The sequence below is a fragment of the Pseudoalteromonas sp. meg-B1 genome (genome assembly GCF_003173795.1).
In the GTDB taxonomy this organism is placed as follows: domain Bacteria; phylum Pseudomonadota; class Gammaproteobacteria; order Enterobacterales; family Alteromonadaceae; genus Pseudoalteromonas; species Pseudoalteromonas undina.
The window spans coordinates 492,680-515,139 of sequence record NZ_QGQU01000002.1 but is presented as its reverse complement, the minus strand read 5'-3'; the positions used below and the strand labels follow the sequence as shown (position 1 = coordinate 515,139).

Genomic DNA, 22,460 nt, shown 5'->3' with positions numbered 1-22,460 from the left:
TGTAAATTACAGGCTACAACTTAAGCTCCAATCAGCTGTTACACCCGGCTCAGAGGTTGTCCACCATTTGGCTTTGTACACTGCATTGTTATGCACCATTAGATCGCCGCCAGCAGCATGGCTTGGGTTGCCCGCCCAGTCAGTTTGAGGAAAGTTTGGATAAGCAGGTATCGTGGCTATATCAACTCCTTCACACATACCTACAGGGTCACCTCCTCCGTTATCTGGATTGCCCGTGCCATCATCCGGTGTTGCATCTGGTAGCATTGGGTATTCAGCTTTGAATGCGTAAGTTTTTCCATCTTTTTCAATGGTAAAGTTGCTAGGCCCAGTGATTGGCATGTAGTACATCACTTGTGCATTCACAGTTGCACCAGCGCTAAAGTCTTTTGGCTGACCACCCCACTCATTATTTAATGTGATTGAGAAACGGTGAAACTCGTTCTCATAACCACCAATGTTGTTACCGGCTGCGTTCGAGCCATTTACTTCTACAGCCATGCCCAGTTTTTCTTGTGCATTCCAGTTAGATTTAAAAATAGCGGAAGTTGATACCGGCACATCAAATGAGATTTTTGCACCACTTAAATCAAGACTTGAGTTATTAGTAAATGCAAACGTTGGGCTGATTGGGTAATTATCATCACCAATTGGGAAGTCTTTTGCTGTAAATGTGATATCTACGGCTTCAGCAGGCACTGTGAAGTTTGGATTTCCGCCATGCACATCATATGCAACACCGCTTTGATTAAACTTATCGTATGCTAATGAAGTTAACGTAGAACCCATGAAGTACTCGCCTTTGGCTGAGTCATAGTCAAAGTCACCTGCCAGCTCCCAGAACATGATACCGCCAAGACCATTGTTGATAACGTAATCAACTTTTGTTGCCATTGACTCTTCATCTTCAATTGAAAGGAATACTTTTTTATCTGCGTTCCATAACCAAGGTGCAACGGCAACGCTGTCATAGTGACGAGTATAAGTACCCGTTAAGCGGTCATCAGCGTCTGTATCAGGTGTTAAGCCATACACGCCTAAATACGAGCCAACAATACCGTTTTCAAGGTTTTTAACATGCCATAATGGGTTTGAACCAGCTGGCATTTCTTGGCCTGCATCGTTCTTATCATGCCAAAGGTTATCAATGCCTAACGCACCATTACCGCATTTGTTTTTCTCACCTACGCCGGTACCTTTAGCGCAATCAGCTTGATTTGGTAGCGCCGCTTGGCCCCATAAACCGTTTGTTCCGCCTGATACATCCTTAAAACCACGGGTGTAATAAGGTAAACCAATATTAATTCGACCCGCTGACATCGCACCACGGAAGTAACGCACTGCCCAATCAGTATTTAAATACCCAATGCCTTCAAACTCTTTGGTGCCGTATACATTCCATTGCGCAAGCTCTGAGTCTAACCCAGTATCAAATAATGCCGCGTTGTGACCTACGTGCGAGTTCCATGCGCCATGTAAGTCATAAGACATGATATTTACATAATCGAGGTATTGAACCGCTTGGAAGGTTTCCATACCGCGCAGTAAATAACCTGAAGAAGGCGATGCAATCGTGAGTAAATAATGCTTACCCGCAGCCTCACCTGCACGGTCTAACGCCTCACGTACTTTTTTCATTAGCACTTGGTATGAGGCATTTAAACCACCACGACGTGCATTAGAAATTGGGAAGTCATCAGGGTGGCCTGAGTCATTCATTGATGATGGATATTCGTAATCGATATCAACCCCATCAAAACCATATTTTTCAATAAACTCAACTGCACTTTGCGCAAATGCATTGATACCTGCATGGTTAACTGAACCATCAGCATTGGTGGTCATGGTGTAAAAACCACCGCTTGCAACACGGCCTGTTTCATCAAAGTAACCACCGGTTTCAGCCCAACCGCCCACAGATATGAGTGTTTTTACATCTGGGTGTTGTTTTTTGTATTTGTTTAACAGGTTAAAGTGACCTTTGTAATTAAACTCTGGGTCCATTTCAGCGCCAACTACGCCCGGCCATTCCATATTAGTGGCAGGGTTATTTACTGAAGTAGGATCGCCAATAGATACTTTGTTGTTTGCATCAACATGGGCAAATGCATAGTTGATGTGGGTGATTTTATCCCACGGAATATCGTTCACTAAATAACTGGGTTGACCATTAGCGCCATTACGCCAGCTAGTAAAGTATCCAATTACACGGCGTGGATGATCTGGGCCCATGATCTCACGGCCATCAGCGTCATAAATCGTACAGTAAGGCGTGTTTACACCGGGAGTTTGATATAAACCTTGGGGACGACAGTCAGTGCCCGTAACTGGGCCGGTATTTTCATCAACAACCGTTAATACTTTTGTTACTTGCGCTGTTGCACCGTCGTTATCTGTCACCGTTAGGGTGAAAGTTGCCTGACCAAGTGCCGTTGCTTGCCATGCAAAACTGCTCGCTGGTGAGCTTGATTGATGAACATCCACCCCGTTTGCTGCAAAGCTCAGAGCAGTTACTTGGCCATCACTATCAGTTCCAGAAAGTGCAAACACCACCTGCGAACCAACAACCAGTTGATCCGGTAGCGTGCTAAATGAAATAGCGGCAACTGGTGCTTGATTAACAGGGTCAACAATCACTGAATCACTTACACTTATAGTATTAACAACTTCAGCAGACATCGCTCCTTCATCGTCTGTTGCTACAGCACTAATTTGATGTTCGCCCGCAATAGCTTGCCAGTTAACACTAAACGGCGCAGTGTTATCAACCGCAATGGAAGTACCGTCTATAAAAAACTCCACACCTGCAACCGAGCCATCTGAATCAGTTGCTTGCGCCAAAATGACAACGCTGTCTTTATCGTTAAATAAAGAACCATTCCCAGGTGTTATCTCAGTAATTATAGGCGATTGATTATCATTGACAGCGCTGTCACATACATCCAAAAGTAACCAGTCTTGATATTGACCTGCATTCTCCAAAGGATTGGCTTGTGTCCACCACTTGGCTTCATAGGCATTATTTTGTGCCTTAACTTGGCTTCCTGCTGTATGAGTTTGCCCTAACTCCCATGCCGTTAATGTACTGCAATCAGTTGATGCATATACATTTAAACTAAATGCACTTAGAGGTAAGGCACTTAATTTGAAGGCATTTTTTATTATTTTCCGTGAGCTCATTTGCTCCTCCGCTTAGTGTGTTAAGAAATGCTATTGTCAGTTTCCATTTATGAAACTAGCATGAACAAAGTAAATATCAAGTAAATAAAGTGTAATTAATGAACAAAAAAAGTATTAATTAACTAATTAATAATATAAGACTAGTTATTTATACGTATAAAAATCCATTCATATACTAAGCTCAAATAAATGACACTTATCAATCGAGCATAAAAAAGCCCAGAAAACTGGGCTTGGTTTACATTAGGAATGTATGTTCTGTTTAATTAAATGAAACCGTAATAATATTCGAGCATACGTTTTCAGAAACACATAACTGATAGTCATATGCAGGTAATGTTGCGTTACGAACGTAGTCACGGTAACGACCATTGTCTGATACGGTGCCTACTAGTTCACCATTTCGGTATAAGCTAAGTGACTCAGCACCCACTTCTTCCCAGTTTAACTCTACACGCATAGTATCAAGACGTGACTTATTAGCGCGTTTTAGACTCAACTCAATTTCAACATCACTTACAACAACTGTTTGTGTGAATGTATCTGAGTTGTTTTCACTATCTGTTACAGTTAGTTCAACTTCATAACTACCTGATTCAGCGTAGGCATGAACAGGGTTTGCATCAGTTGAAGTTGCACCGTCACCAAAGTCCCAGCTCCACTGTGAAATATCATCATTTGCATCACGACTTGTATCTACAAATGTGGCTGTAAGGCCTTGCGTATCAACATCAAAACCAGCGCGAGGAGGTTGTGGGCTTACTTCACCAATAGCACTAAATGTAAGTGACCAACCATTTATTGTGCCGGTATCTGAGCCTGCAGTATCTTCAACATGAAGTGTCCAATCACCTGTTGCAACTTCCCCGTTAAATGCACTTGAAGTAAATGCTTTAACAATATCATCTTGACTACCGCCCTCATTGCTTTGCAGTGTCACTTCATTACCTTGCGCTGAAATAAGTGTAAGTACTAAATCACCTGACCAAGTATGCGAAATGTCTACATCAGCAGTGGTACCAAAAATAGTTAAATCATCGGCCACTGTTATGACAGAGCTTGCACCTTCCGGAGAATTATCTGGAATCGCAACACTTTCATCACTAGTGTAAGTAAAGTCATTCAAACCAGCAGGTTGCAACATTAAGCTTACTGTTTGCTCTTTAACTTGCTCGTCTGTTGTCGCGGTTACAGTAAAGTCATAATTCCCCCACTGAGTTTCGCTATTAGTTGCCACTGTAAGTACAACTTCATCACCTGGACGAGCAGTAGTTGCGCTTAGTGATGCATCAGCAAGATCAGCAGCCAAAGCCAGTGAAACATCGCCATCCCATTGTGCAATTGAACCAATCGTAAAGGTATAAGTGACTGTATCACCTACAGTTGCTTGCTGAGAAACAGGCGATACAGATAATTTAAACCCAGGAGTTGGATCAGCATCAATCAGTGCTTGGTTTATATTTAGGCGTGTACCTGCAACCGTTTTACCATTTAATGCCGCATTAGCATCACCACTAGACATAAGTAATTCTTTAAGCTCTAGTGTTGTTAAATCAGGATTAACTGACAGTACAAGTGCAGCAGCACCGGCTACATGTGGCGTTGCCATTGATGTACCAGAGTAACTTGCATAGCCGCCACCAGGAATGGTTGATAAAATCGCACTACCTGGCGCGCCCATATCAACACTGGTTAAACCCCATTGTGAAAAACCAGACATATTGTCGCGACTATCTGTGCTTGCAATAGATAATACATTATCATTTTCATAATTAGATGGGTAATGAGGGTTTACATCGTTGTCTACCGCATCATTACCAGCAGCAGCTACAAATAAAATATCAGCTTCTTCACTGGCAGTAATCGCATCAGCAAGTGCTTGGCTATAACCACCACCGCCCCAGCTATTGTTTAATACACGAAGGTTAACACCTGAGTTTTTAAGGCCTACCATGTAGTCAATACATTTAATAGCACCAGATGTAGAACCTGTACCATCTGCAGCTAAAAACTTACAACCTGCAATAGATACATCATGGTTTACACCTACAATTCCCACACCATTGTTACCACTGGCACCAATTGTACCTGATACATGTGTACCGTGGCCTTCGTCATCCATTGGGTCGCCAGCATCGGTAATCGCGTTAATACCGTGCACGTCATCAACATAACCGTTGCCATCATTATCGATACCATCGCCAGCAATTTCACCGCTATTTACCCACACATTCGCAGCTAAATCAGGATGACTATAATCTACACCGGTATCAATAACACCTACAACAACATCACGGCTACCAGTTGAAATTGACCATGCTTCTGGTGCATCAATATCAGCATCAGCAGTGCCACCAGTTTGGCCTTCATTATTTAAGCCCCATAAATCTTCAAAGCGAGGATCGTTTGGTGTTGCTGCAATGCTCACACGATAGTCAGGCTCAACATACTCAATGGCTTGATGAGATTTTAAGCGCTCAATAGCTTCTTTAGCACTCATTCCAGATACTTTAAATTTAGCAAGGCGACCAGAAAATAACGAAGTGAAGTTATCATCAACTTCATCGCTGTTTAAATCAGATATTTTTGCTTTAACTAAAGAGCGAGCTTGCTTACGCATTTCTGGCGTAGCATTCTTTTTATATTTAACAATAATCGAGTCACTGCTCGCAGTAACTTTTTGAGTTGTACTGTTAGCATCAGGTAATTTAGCAGCAGCTAAACAAGGTAAAAGTGCAAGTGTAATAATAGATAATTTTGTTTTCATCGTTTTATCCGTAATTAAGTTAACTTAGCTTTACTAAGTAGAAAATTTACGTCTAAGAATTTAAGAAATCACGTGGCAAGCTTTAAGAAAACGGCTAAATAACGACTAACTCAAGTAAAAAAAGCAAAACAAGGTACAAAACCATCATTTTTAACTAGAAATATAGCGATAAAAACATAAAAAACATCCATTTTAATGAGCAAAACCCATAAACTTTAACATGCCATTAACCCATTATTTTTTACTAGATTTTACTGTAAATTTAATTCAACCCCAAAATAACACTTCAAGACATTGAAAATAAAGTACTTTAAATACCATTAAAAAAGATGATTCAAAATAAGTTCATTGAAGAATACAGTGATTGAGCAGTTATGAATTAGGTAACGGTAAATTTACTTATTAAGTACAAAAAGCCGGTTTCTACTTTCATAATTAAAACGCACCTTACGTTTAAGAATAAAAAAGTTAATCACACATTATCACAGCACGGCATGCTGTAACGACAAACACCTTATTAAAACTCAATAAATAATCAAGGTGTTTAATTTTGTATTTCAAGGAGAATAATAATGAGACTAAATAAGTCAATTCTTAGCTGTGCTATTGCAATAGCAATGGGATCAAGCTTTGCAGTTCACGCCAACACGGCAGATAAAAATGTATCGACCTCACCTTTAAGCGCACAAGTTTCAATTCAAAGTGATTCAAACTCAATTACTTTAGAGCAAGTCCTTAACAATAATACTGCGGTGCTCATGCAAGACGGTGACAGTAACACCATGATTGTAGAAACCATTGGTGAAAACAATACAAATGAAGTCACCCAATTACAGTTTGGCAATTACACTAAAGTAACGACCGTTGGCGACAATAACGATCAAGCCTATTTTCAAGATGGTACTGCAAATGGCGCATTAACAGAGGTTACAGGTAATAATAATAATGTTTACGTTAGCCAAAACGGTCAAGGCTTTTTAGTTAACAACGAAGCTATTAATATTGTAACTGGCGATGATAACTACGTTGAAGTAGAGCAAGGCTCTGGTGGACATTGGTTTTACAACATGGACATGCAAGGCAATGCCAATGAAATTACTGCTTTTCAAAGCGGTGAATGGAGTGAAGCCGAAGTATCAGTGCTAACCGGTGATGATAATTTAATATACCTTAGCCAAGCGGGCTTCTGGAACACATTTAAAGTTACTTCGCTACAAGGCAATGATAACGAAATTGATGTTGTGCAAGAAGGTGACAGAAATGCGGTCACTTTTAATAATATTTCAGGTGATGTTAATGAAATTCTCGTTGAGCAAGAAGGCAATACAAATGCGGTTGCCTTCACTGATGTAGTCGGCAGTGAAAACAGCATTGATATCGACCAAGAAGGTACTGATAACGTAGCCGATTCGGCTTTGTTCGAAGGCCAAGGTAATGAAGTTGAAATTACCCAAGTTGATACTGAGAACATGGTTACTGCAGAACTTATTGGTGACAATAATGAGTTAAAAGCAAACCAAAATGGTGCATCTAACGAAGCATACATGGGTGTATTAGGCTCAAATAACGAATTTGATATTAATCAAATGGGAAATTTAAATTCAGCGCATTTAGCTAACTTTAATGGCTCAGACAATGACGTTAATCTAACTCAAGCCGGTGATGAGAATGCAATTTTAGTTCAGTCTTCTTACCCGAATATGGCATTAACATCTAACAATAATGATATCGATATTAACCAAACTGGTAATCAGAACGAGGCAATCGTAACTCTTGCTGGTATCTTAGATAGTAACTCAAACCAAATTGATATTGCCCAAAATGGCGACATCAACCTTGTGGATATGATGGTTGAAGGAAATGGTCATAGCGTTGATATTTCACAAGAAGGTATTGGAAACTGGGTTATTGGAACTGATGATTCAGCATTTTTACTCGGTGGTGAAAATGTAGCATTTAATGTTACTCAAACTGGTAATGATAATATTGTTGAAGGCGCTGTTATTGGTTTTAATAGCACTGTTTCTGTTACTCAGTTGGGTGATGGCAATACAACAACAATTACACAAATGTAATTGATAAATGAGAGGGAGATTGACTCTCCCTTTTTTCTTTATGATAAAAACAAAACACACCTACTTACTTGCCGTTTTACTCTTTTGTTCACCAGTGGTAACGGCTGCTGATGACCTAGAGATAGATGGTTTATTGCTCGATCGTAGTATTAGTCGCTTTGGTCATCAGTTTTATTACGAATTTTCTAATTACTGGCGAGATCTCCCCTCTACCGCTGGCTTTAATATAGAGATTAAAGAAACCGTCATTCCAAAAGCAGGTACGAAATTAACCTTAATAATGAATAATCAAGTTGTTTATGCAACATACTTAGGGCGAAGACTAGAGCCACTTGATGAACGTGTAGAACAAGCTGTTTACACAGTTATAGACGCCATGGCGCGTTCCAATATGAAAGTCTCCTCTCCTGATATGGCATTAAATGGATGGTAAAAATGAAAAAAATAGCATTAACAATAATAACAACTTTAAGCTTTTCAGTCTCCGCTACTGAAATTATTTATACCCCTATTAACCCGAGCTTTGGCGGTAATCCACTCAATGCCAATATGTTACTTAGTAAGGCACAAGCACAAAATAAACATAGAGCACCGGTTGTCGAAAAAGGATACGCTGAGCAATTTCAAGACTCATTAGAGCGAACATACTTAAACCGTATGGTTAGAGAAATAACAGATATGGCCTTTGGCGAAAATATTGAAGACAGTATTTTTAACCAAGACTCTATATTTATGAGCGGTGATTATCAAATAGAAGTCATCACCAGCACAACCGACACAATCACTGTAAAAATAACAAACATAATTGATGACTCTGTGGTGATCATTGAAGTTCCGAGGTTTGGATAATGTATAAAGTAATTATAATAACAATCGCTCTTTCTCTTAGTGGTTGCTCTACTATGGGTAATTTAATTCCTCCATCAAAACAAAGTGCGGTAACGTTAGAGCCAACAGATGTTTTTTCTGATTTAAAAAGCTTACCTAAACCTGCGGGTAGCATTCCAGTTTCGGTTTATTCATTTCGCGATCAAACCGGTCAATATAAACCACAGACTAATGTTAGCTCGTTTTCAACGGCCGTCACTCAAGGTGCAAACTCTATTCTAGTGCAAGCATTATATGAGTCTGACTGGTTTACGCCGGTTGAACGTGAGGGTTTGCAAAATATTTTGACTGAGCGAAAAATTATTAGAGCGGCACAAGCGACTAACCCTAATCAGGGCGAGCTACCGCCATTAACCACCGCTAAGATTATTTTAGAAGGTGGCATTATTAGCTACGATACCAATGTAAAAACTGGCGGATTAGGAATGGAATACTTTGGTATTGGTGCCTCAGAGCTATATCGTGAAGATGCAATCTCAATTTATTTACGTGCAGTCGATGTAAGAACTGGCCAAGTACTATTATCAGTAGCGACCAGCAAAAAAGTATTGAGCCAAGAAATGCGAGCAGGCTTCTTTAGATATGTTAGTTACAAACGTTTAGCCGAAGCCGAGGCTGGATTTAGTGATAACGAGCCTATGAGTATTTGCGTGACACAAGCCATAGAAAAAGCGCTTACTGATTTAATTACTAAAGGTATAGATCGAGGACTTTGGGCTAAAAAACAAGCTTGAATAATAAAAGGCTATGCATATAGCCTTTTTATTTAATTATCTAATGGAAGTAATACCGAAATGTAGCGCTGTGCCCAATTTGCAAGCTCTATACGATTACGCGATTGAGTCTTCTTAAACGCACTATAGAGGTGAGTTTTCACTGTGTGATCACTAATATTGAGCTTGTTCGCTATTTTATCGTTACTCGCCCCCTGCGCTATTAATTGGATTACCGATTTTTCGCGTTTGGTTAAGTTTTCGTAATCCGATTTACTAAGTACTATGTCATCGTGCAATAAATTGTTAGATGAAGCTGCATTTAATATATCTTTGAATGCACCTGAAATCACTTTACGAGTAAACCATAGTTCGCCATCGGTTATTCTTACAAGCCCCTTAAAAATATCCTCCGCAGCATCTGAGCTATAAAAAACACCATTGAAGTGGTTTAGTAATAAATTTTTCTCACATACAGCATTTGGCTCAACGTTAAATAAAATCACCTTATGTTGCTTAGCTAAACAAATTAATTCGGCAGGAATTAATGAGTGCCAATCTTTATCGGCACCATCGATGAGGAACAACTCAACATTGTCACGTTGCCCAGCTTTAGGAAGCGAATCATCCATTTTAATCTCTTTAAATAATGCATTTAAAGTACTTAAAACCGTAGTATAGCTAGCTGCATAAGCAGAAGATTTAAACGTTGTTTTAATAAAAGCAAATTTTGTATTTAACATAAATTTCATCCCTGAAACGTTTATGTCACATTACCTAAATCAGCTACAAAATACAATGCTCTTTTGGTATAAGATTAGCAGAGTGAATCCCTATAAAGCAGTTAAGGCAAATTAACTTTTAGTGAGCATATAAAAGCGCAATGTTACACCGTTAGTCCAACCAAATCCTTGTTGTACTTGATATTCCCCCCCGCTGGCTTTTTTTTGCGGTGTGCATACATTATATTTTTCGAGCAAGCATTTATTTTCAATAAAATCTTGTTCTACCATTGTTAGCCAGTTTTTCATTATGCGTGTAGCTAATTGTTCAATACCATAATTACGCAAGCCTTTTACCGCAAACCATTGTAATGGAGCCCAGCCATTCGGGCTGTCCCATTGCTGTGGAGTATCAACAACAGTGGTTACAATGCCGCCTGCTTTTAAAAACTGCTCGCTCAATACGTTTGCAATCAGTTCAGCTTGCTGTTGCGAGGCTAAATTAACAAAAAGCGCGGTACTTGCCGCTGAACTTAAAATAGCAGACGGCTTAGATAGCTTATGATTATAATCAACAAAAAAACGCTTCTCATTGCTCCAAAGATATTGATTAATAAGCGACTTTCTTTTTACAGCATAGTTGCTGTACGTTTGTGATTGTTGCTCATTGCCAAGCAATTTAAAACATTCACTAAGCTGATTTTCTAAATTGTACAGTAGGCAATTTAGATCTATAGGTACAATATCTGTCGTTTGAATTGAGCTTAGTAAGTTTGGCTCGGCTAACCAGCGCGAGCTAAAGTCCCAGCCAGATTCGCACGCAGCACGAATATTACGATAAAACTCAGGTTTTTTATCATCACTAAATCCTGATGCAAGCGCTAAGTCTTCTCTTAATGACTCTGCGCGAGGAGCCGCCTCATCATCCCAATAGCGATTTAATACCCCACCACATGGCATTGTTACTACGCGTTTTACACTTGTTTGCGCATCACTGAGTGTATCTGCTCCTTGCATCCAAAATGCGTGCTCTTTTCTTAAAGCTTCAACACACAATTTAAGCCAAGCTAAATTATGTGTTTTACTGTGTGTGTGCTGCCATAAAATCTCAACCATCAGCGCTAAAATAGGCGGTTGTGAACGCGATAAATAATAACTGCGGTTACCATTTGGAATGCAGCCGTAATCATTAATTAAATCTATAAAATTCTGTAGCATGTCTTCTACTACATCACTTTTATCTGCATCAATTAAACCCAGCGCAGTAAAGTAACTATCCCAATAATAAATCTCTTGAAAACGTCCACCAGGTACAATATAGCTGTGCTTTAAAGCGAGTAAAGAATTAGCTTTGGGTATATCGGCTTCACGTCGAAGGCCGCTCCAAAGTGAATTTATGTAGCCTTTTACACTGGTGGTATTTGCAGCCCCTTTCATTGTTAATAAAGGCGTTGTTATAAAATGCGCATCAACAAAGTCTCTTAATTGAGTTTTATCAAGGGGTGCTATTTGCTCATACTGTATACAGGCACTTTGCCAATCAACACGCGCGGTTGCATCAGCAAACGTTTTACAGTCGCTAAATATGTGCTGCGACTGTACATCTTTAAATAATTGGCTATTAAAAAAACTCATAACTGTCCTAATCTATTAACTATTGACTGCGTGTTGTGAAATGGCATGGGTGCGCTTTTTAAAGATAATCACGCTAATAAAAATTAAACTAATGGGCACAAGTGAAAGATAAAAAGCATGCTGGCCACTAAAGTGCTCAAATACATACCCGGTTATTACCGACCCTGTGGTGCCACCAAGTGCTGAAAACACAACAATTAACCCTGTCATTGCAGCATGTTGATGCTTTTGTAGAGCACTGAGCATGACTGAGTTGAGTACCGGATAAATGGGCGCCATAAAAAAGCCAATTAATGGCAAAACAAACGCCGCCAGAGGCGCATCAAATAAACTATTCACCTCGCTTTTAGGTAAGTTTTCCGTTAGTGGTAAGGTAATAATGATCAATGCAGCCATAGCAACTAAACAACAGCTAAGTACAACAAACCAATGAATATGCTTTAATACTTGGCCCGCCACTAAGCGCCCTAAAGCAAGAGCTGCGGCAAAAATACTTGCTAGTTGAATACTAATGGCTACTGGTAATTGCAAAACTTGATTATTAAATGTAGGCAACCAAGTCCCTACCCCTTGCTCGATCAACACATACAAAAATGCACTAATAATAAAAATCAGCACTAACGGTTGATAGGTCAGTTTGAGCATGGCAATAAAATCATTCCAACCCGAGTTGCTATTTTGACCGTTAATAGCGGGTTTTATTGGTGCTATCACAACACTAACAACCACCAAAAGCGTAAGCACTGCTAATAGGTAATAAACATTCAACCAAGCATTGCTATCAACAGGGTCTATAAATGCGGTGAATATCCAATAGCCACTTAATACACCCACCATAAAAATGCCTTCTATCGTGTTTAGTAATGAAGAGTGACTATTTGCATCCTCTGTCACTTGGCCAATAATTGAATAAACCGACACCTTAACGACCGCAAAGCCACAACCCACAGCAGCAAATAACACTTTAAACATGTAAAAGTCACTGATTATAGCCGTACTCAAACACGCTATTGCGACAACTATCAGTGCTAGCAGCATTGCAAGCTTGTACCCTAAACGCGGTATAAATGAAGCAACAACAAATGACATTATTGCAATTGATAAGTCTTTAAACCCTTCTAAAACCGACGCTTCTGTTTTGCTTACTTCTAGTGTGTTTATAGCCTGCAAAATAACAGTGCCTACGCTATTTAATAATATTGCGAAAATAAAATAGCTTGCAGCAATTGCCAATGTGATTTTTATTTTACTCATTGCGTGCCTCGTTTATAGCGACATACGCCATAACGTTTATAAAGCAAATTACCAATAGCTGGTAAATTACCGTGTGTGTTAGTCAGTAAATCCAGAGTTTAGTGTAGAACAAATACCATTGCAATCGTTTGCATTTTAAATTTAACAATTAATCTACATGCATACTAGATTAACGTTTGCTTGACTGGCGAGTAATTAATTCTATATCAATAACTTGTGACTCGGCCTTTTCACCTGAAAACTGCTGTATTAACTTTTTAACTAACAAAGTCGCAGCAAATTGGGTGTTTTGTTTAATTGTAGAAAGTGAAGGATGGCTAATATCAGCCATGGCAATGTCATCAAATCCAACCAATGCCACATCGTTGGGAATACTCACGTAGCGCTCTTTCAGCGCTTTCATCGCCCCCAGTGCAACCATGTCACTACAGGCCATTATCGCGTCAAAATATAAACCTTTTTCACGTAATAACCGATTAATTGCTTGATACGCTGAGCGACTGGTAATATCAATGGATATAACATGCTGCTCAAGTTTATGAGTAGAAAGTGCAGCAGCGTAACCACGATGCCTTTCACTAATTTCACCATGCTCAGGATCGCCTAAAAATAAAATACTTTTAGCACCGTGTTCTATTAAATGAGCGGTCGCTTGCATTCCTCCTAAGTAGTTATCGCTGCCGACAATAGGATAATTGCTTTGTGTTTTTGGATCCCCCCATACAACTAAAGGAATATCCGCATCGGCAGCCGCTTCTATATTAGTTTGGCTTTTTCCTTGCCCCACAACAATAATACCGTCTGCTCGGCGGCCATTAATAAAGTAATTAGCCCAGTCATCTTGCGCCATAATAGAGTTAGATAACAACAACTCTAAACCCTGCTGATTAAGCGCAAGGTTAATTTCGCTCACTACCTTGAGTAAAAATGGATCGCTGATTGACTGCTCGGTTTGCTCATCAAGATTAATAATAACGGCAACAACATTGGTTTTTTGCGTACGTAAACGGCTAGCTGCCGTGTTAAGGCTAAAATTATGTTTTTTTGCAAGCCGCTGAAGCTTGTCGCGGGTTTCTTGTTTTATAAGCGGGTTATTATTCAGCGCGCGCGAAACCGTTGAGGTAGACACCCCAGCAAGCTTTGCTAAATCAGCTAATTTAATTTTTTTATTATTCATAAAACCCTAAACGCTCCACTGCGGCTGTTGCTATATCTAACTTACTGACAATATAACATTATTATTTTTTACTGGCTTGGCCATTAACTTAAAAATTACGCTCTTGTGTAATTACGCTCAATAAAACAACAGCCAATATTAATAAATAATTTACAAATAAACATTGCAAACGTTTGCATTTATCTCTAGAGTTTCAATTTATACAGCTTGTTTACATTAAAATTTAATCAATCTCGCTGTAATACACACTGTTTAACACACTAAAAACGGGATCTCACACATGAAATTCAATAAAGCAAAAAGCATGCTAGCCTGTGCAATTACTTTAGCCCTAAGCACACACGCTGCTGTTGCAGCAGAACAAGCAAAAGAAAAAAAAGTTGAGCGAATTGTCGTTTCTGGTACACCCGCAGGTGTTGGGATCAGAAAAATTGATGCCAGCTACGCTGTAACAAATATTGATTCATCACAAATTATAAAATTATCACCAAAAAGTACTGCTGACTTATTCAAAGCCGTTCCCGGTGTGTGGGTTGAAAGCTCTGGCGGTGAGTCTGGTGCCAACGTATTTGTGCGTGGGTTTCCAGGAGGTGGTGATGCGCCATTTTTAACACTCAGTATTGAAGGCTCGCCAGTTTACCCTGCGCCTACTCTTTCATTTTTAGAAAACTCATCGTTATTTAGAATCGATGAAACGATTGAAACAATGGAAGCACTGCGTGGTGGTCCTAATCCTGTGCTATCCAATGGTCAGCCTGGTTTAACAACCAACTTTAGGTTAAAACGTGGCGGTGAAGATACTCAAGGCTTATTTAAATACACTACCTCAGACTACGACTTACAACGGGTTGATGCTGTAGTAAGTGGTGAAATCACCGACGACCTATATTTTATGGTAGGCGGCTATGTTAAAAGCTCTCCAGGTATTCGTGATGCAGGCTTTACTTCTGAAAAAGGCAGTCAATTTACAATTAACATTACTAAAGAGTTAGACAATGGCGAGCTTAACTTTTATACCCGTCAAACAGACGATCATGGCGCATGGTACTTACCAACACCACTCAATGTTAATGGCATTGATGCTGAATATACCCAACTTGGCACACTTAACCGTCAAGCGACGATTTTTACCGGCCCAAATGCGCAAGCACACGACATTGACCTAGGTGATGGCCGAGGATGGGATGGCCATGTATCCGGCGGTAGTATTAAACTTGAATTTGATAATGGCTGGCAATTTATTGATCGCTTCAATATTACAAAAGGCGATGCCAATACATTTGGCCTAGTACCCAATGGCTCCGCAACGACGGTTGGTGAAGTGGCCGACAATGGCCAAACTGCATTTGGTGCGGTAACTGACACCGAATACGCTAGTGACACTGCGATTCAGCAACTGGGTCGCTGGGTAGTATTAAAAGAAATAAGCTCGTTTACTAACGACTTAGCTTTTTCAAAACAATTTGGCGATTTATCGGCCACTTTTGGTTATTACACAGCAAGCACATCTGCGAGCGATTGGTGGAGCTTAGGTAATACGGCGTATCATGTGCTGGAAGCCGGTGGTGAATTATTAAATGGTATTGAATGTAACCAAAACACTGACGGTTGCGGTTTTAATTACGATATCAGCTCAACAGGCGATGCACGCACCAATGCCCTTTACTTTACAAGCCAATATAAATTTGCAGATGCATTTACGCTTGATCTAGGTGTACGTAAAGAAAACCATGATGTGCAGTACAGTGTTGATGAAGACCTTGACGGTATTATCACTAAAACTGTTGATTACGATGAAAGTAAAACCTCATGGACAACTGGTCTAAACTATTCAATTAATGACGACATGGGCGTGTTTGCACGTGTTAACCGTGGTTATAAAATGCCATATTTTGATGACTTTAGAGATAACTTTGGCGCATACCAAGGGGGTGAAAAACTAATTAAAGAAGTAACGCAGGGCGAGCTAGGTTATAAACTTATTTCAGACTCTACCGACTTCTACGCCACCTTTTTTGTCAACGAAGTAAAAGGCGATACCTTTGTAAGTCGCCCGGGTGTACCGGCTGAAATTTTAACCAACGAAGCGTATGGTGTTGAACTTGATTACAACTTTAATCATGAATCTGGCTTTTCTGTTAATTTAAATACCACATTACAACAAACCGAAATCACTGAAAGCCCTGAAAATAAAGGTAACGACGCACAGCGCCAACCTAAATGGCAGGTACGTGTAACACCAAGCTATGACTTTGAAGTAGACGGCATGTATGCCACTTTATATGGTACCTTATCAGCAGTGGATGACCGCTTTGGTAATAACGAAAACACCGTGACACTTGATGGCTACGAAAAAGTAGACTTAGGTTTAATTGTTGAGCCGATGGAAGGCATTAAACTGCAATTAGCCATAGATAACCTAACCGACGAGCAAGGTATCACTGAAGGCGACCCACGCAATGCCGACGCTCCCAATGGCCGTTACATTATGCCGCGTACAACACGCTTAAGTGTTAGTTACGAATTTTAATACACTCCCTAAGCAATAAATTAAAGTCGCGGTGATTAATATACTGCGGCTTTCTTTATTATAGGTGTCAGCCTATTAGCAAGCTCTCTATGCGCACTAATGGGTAAGTGTATGCCCTCTTTCTTGCATGGTTTTATCAGCGGATAACAATCTAAAAATTCACACGTGTGACGATCAGCGGCTGCTTTGAACTCAATGGATAATTGTTCAGCTTTTTTACCTGCACCTGCGTAAATACTTTTATAACTTCCCACTTCATGAACCGTGGGCGGGCTTATAATGATAATCTTTGGTATTGTTTTACAATGATAAAAGGCTTTAATGGCTAAAATCAACTCCTCAAGCGCTTTGCTAATATCGATAGCAGACAGTGCAAAACGGGCTTTTAAATCATTGGTGCCAAGCTGAATAATAACAACATCAACGGTGTGCACTTCAAGGTAAGGTTTTAAATACTTTACGCCTGATTTATCGCCGCTAAATGGCGGGTTATTCACTAAGGTACGATTAGGCTGCCCAGCTTCAATAACGAGGTGCCCTGTACCCAACAGCTCTGCCAATATGCCCGGCCAGCGTTCATGCGCAGGCAGCCGCTTTCCATCAACGGGTGATGTACCAAAGGTATTCGAATCACCAAAACACAGAATATTCATTAAAACGGATTCAATGTATAGCCTTGTTGCTGTAACTGGGCGTGGGTTGTCATCGCTGAAAGCGCCATTTTCACCCCAGGTATAAGCTGATCTGCTGCTACCTTCATATGCATTGCCGACTGCCCGCATACATATACCTGCGTGTTATTAGCAAGCAGCTGTTTAATTAAAGATTCGGTTTTGTTATCTTTTTCAAACCGAGCTTTATAATCACTGTTTTGCAGTACATCAACGCTGGCTCCACCGTGTACCACCAGCGCAAGCTGAATATTTTCTGGTTTTACGCCGTGAGCCACATGCATATTAATAAATCGCGCTAACGAATTAATATGATTATTTTGCACGCCCTTTTCAGCGCCATCTCCTACATCAAAGGCAATTTTAAACTGCGCTTGGCTTAAATCAGATTTATGCTCGTGCACATTATAAAAATAACCATAGTCTTTAATAACAGGCGCAGGCTCTGCAGCAAGAGTACTAAAGCTAGCCAAAAGTAAGCTTGAGCCAATAAGTAACGTTTTCATACATCATCCTTTTTACTTTTTGTTTAGCCTAACGCTATTTAACGTGATTAACTAGCCTGAACATGTGAATGCGCTTTAAAAGTCATTCCTAAATAATTAAAGGTATGTTTAAACATATCGATAAATGCGTCTGGCGCAGAGGGAGATGCGGCATTAGACAGCAGTGAAAACTGCTTTTGACGTAAAGTTCTAAGCTTCGGTTTTAACGCCTCATCATCCATGTAATCTGTGATCCTATCTATAAATGCTTTCATTTTTGGCGTGGTGTTATACCAGTACACAGGCGATGCGAACACCCAATGTTCGTAGCGAAGTAACACTTCAAACAAATTATAAAAATCATCATTGTGATACTGCTTATCGTAGCGATAAGGTGAAATAACATAATCATCTAAGCAAAAAACAATGCCGCTTTGTTGCTTACTATAGGCATTAACTTGCGCGGTAGTATTGCCATTTTTACGTCCACTTGAATATATGATTGCGATATTGTGTGCTGATTTTTCTTGCATTGGGTTAGCTCCTTTTCTTATGATGGAGCAAAGCTTAAAACCTCAAGTTAAGTTCAGGTCAATAAGAAATAATTTAATTTTTAAAAGGAATTAAAGTGATGGCGGTACAAAAAAAGCTTACTGAAGCCAACTTAACGGTTGGGTTTGTCGCTAAACGCAGTGGCGTTAAGGTATCTACACTGCACTTTTACGAAAATAAAGGGCTAATACGCAGTTGGCGAAACAGTGGCAATCAACGACGCTTTAAACCAGATGTACTAAGGCGAGTAGCAGTTATAAAAGCAGCACAAGCGATGGGGATCACGCTGGAAGAAATTAAACAAACTCTGGCAACGTTACCAGAGCAGCGCACACCTACCCAAAAAGACTGGTCTGCACTTTCAAAACAATGGCAAGCACAGCTTGATGAGCGCATTGCTTATATGCAACGTCTACGTGAACGGGTTGATGGCTGTATTGGCTGTGGGTGTTTATCAATGAGTAAGTGCCCTATTTATAACAAAGACGACCACTTAGGTGAAACCCAAAGTGGTGCCATTTTGTTAGAGCGAGATTAAGGCTTATAAGACCTTAATCTAGACCATTTAAGCCTTCTCGTGCAGCACGATATAATGCCCCTAGAGTTGAGTCAAATACTGATTTAATAAAACTGTAAGTCAGCTCTACGGCTTTACTAATAACTTTGCCAGCAAACACTAGCATGTGGCCGAGTAAACCTAAGGTTTGCGTTGCAAATGAGGCTGACGCTTTGGCTATTTTATCAAGCGTTCGCGCGAGCATATCGTAAAAAGTTAAGCCTGTACCTATGGCTGCTTGTGCCGCAACAGCACTGTAGTAACCCGAATCTTTTAATAAGGTAACTAACGCAGCGCCCAGTTTATCTGCCCAGTGTGAACTAAATGAAGCTTGGTTTCTGTCTTCAAACTTTAAGCGTACTGGCGTGCTTAAAAAGTGGTTTGCTTTTACAGTTAAATTGCCCCAATCATTACTGTTTGCAGTATTAACATAGCCTGGCGTACCACTTAACTTGTGTGCTGCGCCTTTAAGGCCCTGACCATTATCAAGACGAATTTCTTGGCCATTGTAGGGCGCATGTGAAAATGGCCACAAAGGCACTTTTGTAACCGGATCAGCACCGTGTGTACAGCGGTATATTTTATCAATACGAGAAGTAGCAGCGCGTGAAAAGTTATCAAGCCCCACTCTTGGCGAGCCAAATGTATATAATTTAACGGGTAACGAATACTCTGCTTTTATCCAATCAGCAGAAAGCGTAGCCAGTGCCCCACCTAAACTGTGGCCAACAATATGAACACAGCCGGTTATTTTGTCTCGAATGTTAGCAGCAACGAACTCTTGTAGTGCAGGTTTCATACTATAAAAGGTTTTATTAAACCCAGCATGTACCATACTGCCGTTAGAGCCACCGCTTAACCCAAAATGTGCATCTGTTAGGCCATCTCTAAGAGAAGCCGTGCCGCGAATAGTGATTACTGAATCACCTTGAAATGAATTTTTACCGTGTGCAACAAGGCCAAACCCAGTACTTAAACCAAATAAATGAGAGAAAAACCCGCCTGACACACCTTGTATGGATCTATTATTGATAGAAAAATCAAACTGATCTCGCAAGGATGCATGCAATAGCCCATTTAATAGTTTTGTATTTTTTAATTCTTTAGCATCATAAGCAAGTGAAGCTAATTGGACTGCCTGAGTAGGTGTTAACGTATTCATTTTAAATCCTTTTATTGGTTTTAAACGTTAGAGCTTGCAGGTGGTAAAAACTGCAAATGTATGCTGCTTATTATCTTTAGCAGCTATATCAAATGTTTCTGGCTCATTTGCGATATCACAAACCAAATTACTTAAGTATTTGGTTAGCGTATCTTTATGCTCATAAGGAAATAGCCTAACAGCCCAAATAGTAACTTCCTTTGCATTCTCATCTAATGTGTATATGTGTTGTATAACAGATTCGTTGTCGAACATGTTTGATGGCTTTGATGTTTTGATAACTTTTTTAGGGAAAGAGAAACGACCATCACTACTTGTTGTTACTTCATCAATATATTCATCGCCATAATTTAGTCTACGAAATACCTTTTTACCAGCAACAGGTTGCTCGTCAAAAAGCAAACGCCCTTCAACTGGAGCTGATAACACAAAATCTTCCTTACTAAAAAAACCAAACATATTTGCAAAAACCTGTGTTGTAGTAAATAAAATTAGAATAGCCACAACTACAATGAGTAATGGCAACTTAAACCGCTCCATCAAAAATATAATCTCCAATAAATCAAATGCATGCACCATATACCGTAAAGAAGTTCTCTGGCGCTTCTTCTATAGGTATGTCGTATGTTTGTGGGTCTTTGGCAATATCACACTCTAAGTCAGCGAGTAAGCTTTTTAGGGTATCACTCCCCTCGTGCATAGACACGGTTATGTACCAAAGAACAACGCCCTCAGGCGTACCATTTTCTAAATAAACATGTTGAACCAGTGATTCATTATCAAACATGTTTGCAGGCTTACTCGTTTTTATAGATTTTTCTGTGAAGGTAAAAAAACCATTATCATCGGTTATTGCTTCATCTTTATATTCATCACCATAAGTAAGCGCACGTACAACCTTAGTATTTGCAATAGGCTGCCCTTCATCTAATAATTGCCCTTTTATCGGAGCCGATAAAACAAAATCTTGCTTATTAAAAAAACCAAATATACCTGCACAAGCCTGTGTTGTAGTAAAAATAATAGTAATAGATACAACTACCAAAAAGTAAGCTTTAAAACGCGATAACAAAATATACAAGCTCCAAACTATTAAACTCAAAATACACGTGTCGTATTGCTATTTAATGACGTTTTAAACTCTTAACTATCAGCGTTAATGAAATTGCCCATTTCAACTAAAATTTATTCTAATTGGGTACAAAGCGTACTGCAAGCATTTAGAGCAAAAAATGAGCAGAAATCTTTCCCTAAAAAAACAATTCATAAACCAGCTTACATATAATGCTAAACCCTAGCCCCATCATTAATATATAGCCATATAAAATAGCAATAGCGCCACCCGATGCATCCCCTATTTTGTCTATTTCGATACATGTAGAGCACACTATAAAAAAAATAAAAAAGTTAGCAATTAAGCCTAATATATAAGCTTCTCCAAATAGTGGAGAAATACCTACTAATATAGCACTTAGCATAATAAGGATGCCTGAAAGCGCCTCCTTCAAAGAAAACTTGTATTCAATAATTTTAAGCACTAAGGTCACTACCATTAATGCTAAAAAATAAACCGTAGGTTTAAACTGGCTATACAAATAATCCACACTAAACATTTGGCTAATCGTCAATGAGGGCTCTTTAGCTGGGCTTAAATCTTCTATTATCGCGCTCGAAGCGTCATCGGTAAAAAAATACGCTACCGCGACAATAATTAACTTTATCATTCCAAAAAAGATAAAACTGGCGACCATAAACCCTATTGAATCATCTCTGGTCAATCGCTTGTTTGCTTTGCTTTCTACAATTTTAGCTAGCAATACACCCAATAAGCACACACTACCTAAATAAAGCAGCGCGACCCAAAACTGATCAAGGTAAAAAACCGATAAGCCAGGGGCGATAAATAAAAACATTGAATCTTCATTATCTAACGAGCTTTTTGGCTCAACGCTATATTTTGACTGTTTAAAAAGTGCTAAATAAACAAATAATGGCTGTAAAAACAGCATTAAAATGCAGGTGTTTATAAGAGTCATTTATCATCCTTGATTACAGCCAACACACTGCGCCGAGAGTATTGGCAATTACGAAAC

Annotated in this window: 19 protein-coding genes; 6 read left to right on the top strand and 13 right to left on the bottom strand. The window is 39.6% G+C overall.

Annotated elements, in window-relative coordinates:
• Positions 1-6: 6 nt before the first annotated feature.
• Together DK924_RS10750 and DK924_RS10745 are read right to left on the bottom strand one after the other, a co-directional pair.
• A complete protein-coding gene (locus tag DK924_RS10750) occupies positions 7-3,180 on the bottom strand; it encodes a glycosyl hydrolase family 18 protein (protein WP_109875133.1) in 3,174 nt (1,057 codons plus the stop codon).
• A gap of 262 nt (positions 3,181-3,442) precedes the next feature.
• On the bottom strand, positions 3,443-5,947 hold the full coding sequence (locus tag DK924_RS10745) for a S8 family serine peptidase (RefSeq protein WP_109875132.1): 2,505 nt from the start codon (positions 5,945-5,947) through the stop codon (positions 3,443-3,445).
• Between the two features lie 572 nt (positions 5,948-6,519).
• Here DK924_RS10745 and DK924_RS10740 point away from each other — a divergent pair.
• From DK924_RS10740 to DK924_RS10725, 4 genes are read left to right on the top strand one after another with little or no spacing between them, the layout of a single operon-like run.
• Positions 6,520-8,022, top strand: a complete 1,503-nt coding sequence (locus tag DK924_RS10740) for a curlin (protein WP_109875131.1) — start codon at positions 6,520-6,522, stop codon at positions 8,020-8,022.
• Between the two features lie 40 nt (positions 8,023-8,062).
• Positions 8,063-8,455: a curli production assembly/transport protein CsgE gene (locus DK924_RS10735; protein WP_010389316.1), complete on the top strand. Its 393-nt coding sequence runs from the start codon at positions 8,063-8,065 to the stop codon at positions 8,453-8,455.
• Complete coding sequence (locus DK924_RS10730) at positions 8,449-8,871, top strand: curli assembly protein CsgF (RefSeq protein ID WP_010389317.1); 423 nt, start codon at positions 8,449-8,451, stop codon at positions 8,869-8,871. Before DK924_RS10735 ends, DK924_RS10730 begins: the two co-directional genes overlap by 7 nt.
• The gene (locus tag DK924_RS10725; RefSeq protein WP_109875130.1) at positions 8,871-9,644 is read left to right on the top strand and encodes a CsgG/HfaB family protein; all 774 of its coding nucleotides are present in this window, start codon (positions 8,871-8,873) and stop codon (positions 9,642-9,644) included. Before DK924_RS10730 ends, DK924_RS10725 begins: the two co-directional genes overlap by 1 nt.
• 32 nt (positions 9,645-9,676) lie before the next feature.
• On the opposite strand, the gene DK924_RS10720 is transcribed toward DK924_RS10725, so the two are convergent.
• From DK924_RS10720 to DK924_RS10705, 4 genes are all read right to left on the bottom strand, one after another.
• Entirely contained in the window at positions 9,677-10,366 is a 690-nt protein-coding gene (locus DK924_RS10720; protein ID WP_109875129.1) for a LuxR C-terminal-related transcriptional regulator, read from the bottom strand.
• A 111-nt stretch (positions 10,367-10,477) separates the two neighbouring features.
• On the bottom strand, positions 10,478-11,980 hold the full coding sequence (gene treF / locus DK924_RS10715) for an alpha,alpha-trehalase TreF (protein ID WP_109875128.1): 1,503 nt from the start codon (positions 11,978-11,980) through the stop codon (positions 10,478-10,480).
• Positions 11,981-11,995: 15 nt separating this feature from the next.
• The gene (locus DK924_RS10710) at positions 11,996-13,234 is read right to left on the bottom strand and encodes a sugar MFS transporter (RefSeq protein WP_109875127.1); all 1,239 of its coding nucleotides are present in this window, start codon (positions 13,232-13,234) and stop codon (positions 11,996-11,998) included.
• Positions 13,235-13,403: 169 nt separating this feature from the next.
• Positions 13,404-14,411 carry a LacI family DNA-binding transcriptional regulator gene (locus tag DK924_RS10705; protein WP_109875126.1) on the bottom strand — a complete coding sequence of 336 codons (1,008 nt, stop codon included), beginning with the start codon at positions 14,409-14,411 and terminating at the stop codon, positions 13,404-13,406.
• A gap of 280 nt (positions 14,412-14,691) precedes the next feature.
• On the opposite strand from DK924_RS10705, the gene DK924_RS10700 reads away from it, so the two are divergent.
• Positions 14,692-16,941 (top strand): TonB-dependent receptor, encoded by a 2,250-nt coding sequence (locus tag DK924_RS10700; protein WP_109875125.1) that lies wholly within the window; start codon positions 14,692-14,694, stop codon positions 16,939-16,941.
• 35 nt (positions 16,942-16,976) lie between these two features.
• On the opposite strand, the gene DK924_RS10695 is transcribed toward DK924_RS10700, so the two are convergent.
• Genes DK924_RS10695 through DK924_RS10685 form a run of 3 tightly spaced genes read right to left on the bottom strand, consistent with a single transcriptional unit; the run spans position 16,977 to position 18,630 of the window.
• Entirely contained in the window at positions 16,977-17,594 is a 618-nt protein-coding gene (locus DK924_RS10695) for a GDSL-type esterase/lipase family protein (protein ID WP_109875124.1), read from the bottom strand.
• A complete protein-coding gene (locus DK924_RS10690) occupies positions 17,594-18,118 on the bottom strand; it encodes a DsrE family protein (protein ID WP_109875123.1) in 525 nt (174 codons plus the stop codon). The genes DK924_RS10695 and DK924_RS10690 overlap by 1 nt, the downstream gene beginning before the upstream one ends.
• Positions 18,119-18,165: 47 nt before the next feature.
• Entirely contained in the window at positions 18,166-18,630 is a 465-nt protein-coding gene (locus DK924_RS10685) for a flavodoxin family protein (protein ID WP_010389334.1), read from the bottom strand.
• A gap of 98 nt (positions 18,631-18,728) precedes the next feature.
• Here DK924_RS10685 and soxR point away from each other — a divergent pair, with 98 nt between their 5' ends.
• The gene (gene soxR, locus DK924_RS10680; protein WP_008468671.1) at positions 18,729-19,187 is read left to right on the top strand and encodes a redox-sensitive transcriptional activator SoxR; all 459 of its coding nucleotides are present in this window, start codon (positions 18,729-18,731) and stop codon (positions 19,185-19,187) included.
• Between the two features lie 13 nt (positions 19,188-19,200).
• Here the strand turns inward: soxR and DK924_RS10675 are convergent, their stop codons facing one another.
• From DK924_RS10675 to DK924_RS10660, 4 genes are all read right to left on the bottom strand, one after another.
• A complete protein-coding gene (locus DK924_RS10675) occupies positions 19,201-20,367 on the bottom strand; it encodes a lipase family protein (protein ID WP_076918745.1) in 1,167 nt (388 codons plus the stop codon).
• Between the two features lie 27 nt (positions 20,368-20,394).
• Complete coding sequence (locus DK924_RS10670) at positions 20,395-20,892, bottom strand: DUF6795 domain-containing protein (protein ID WP_306295544.1); 498 nt, start codon at positions 20,890-20,892, stop codon at positions 20,395-20,397.
• A 37-nt stretch (positions 20,893-20,929) separates the two neighbouring features.
• Entirely contained in the window at positions 20,930-21,439 is a 510-nt protein-coding gene (locus DK924_RS10665; protein ID WP_109875122.1) for a DUF6795 domain-containing protein, read from the bottom strand.
• A 178-nt stretch (positions 21,440-21,617) separates the two neighbouring features.
• Positions 21,618-22,403 carry a hypothetical protein gene (locus DK924_RS10660; protein ID WP_109875121.1) on the bottom strand — a complete coding sequence of 262 codons (786 nt, stop codon included), beginning with the start codon at positions 22,401-22,403 and terminating at the stop codon, positions 21,618-21,620.
• Between the last annotated feature and the right edge of the window lie 57 nt (positions 22,404-22,460).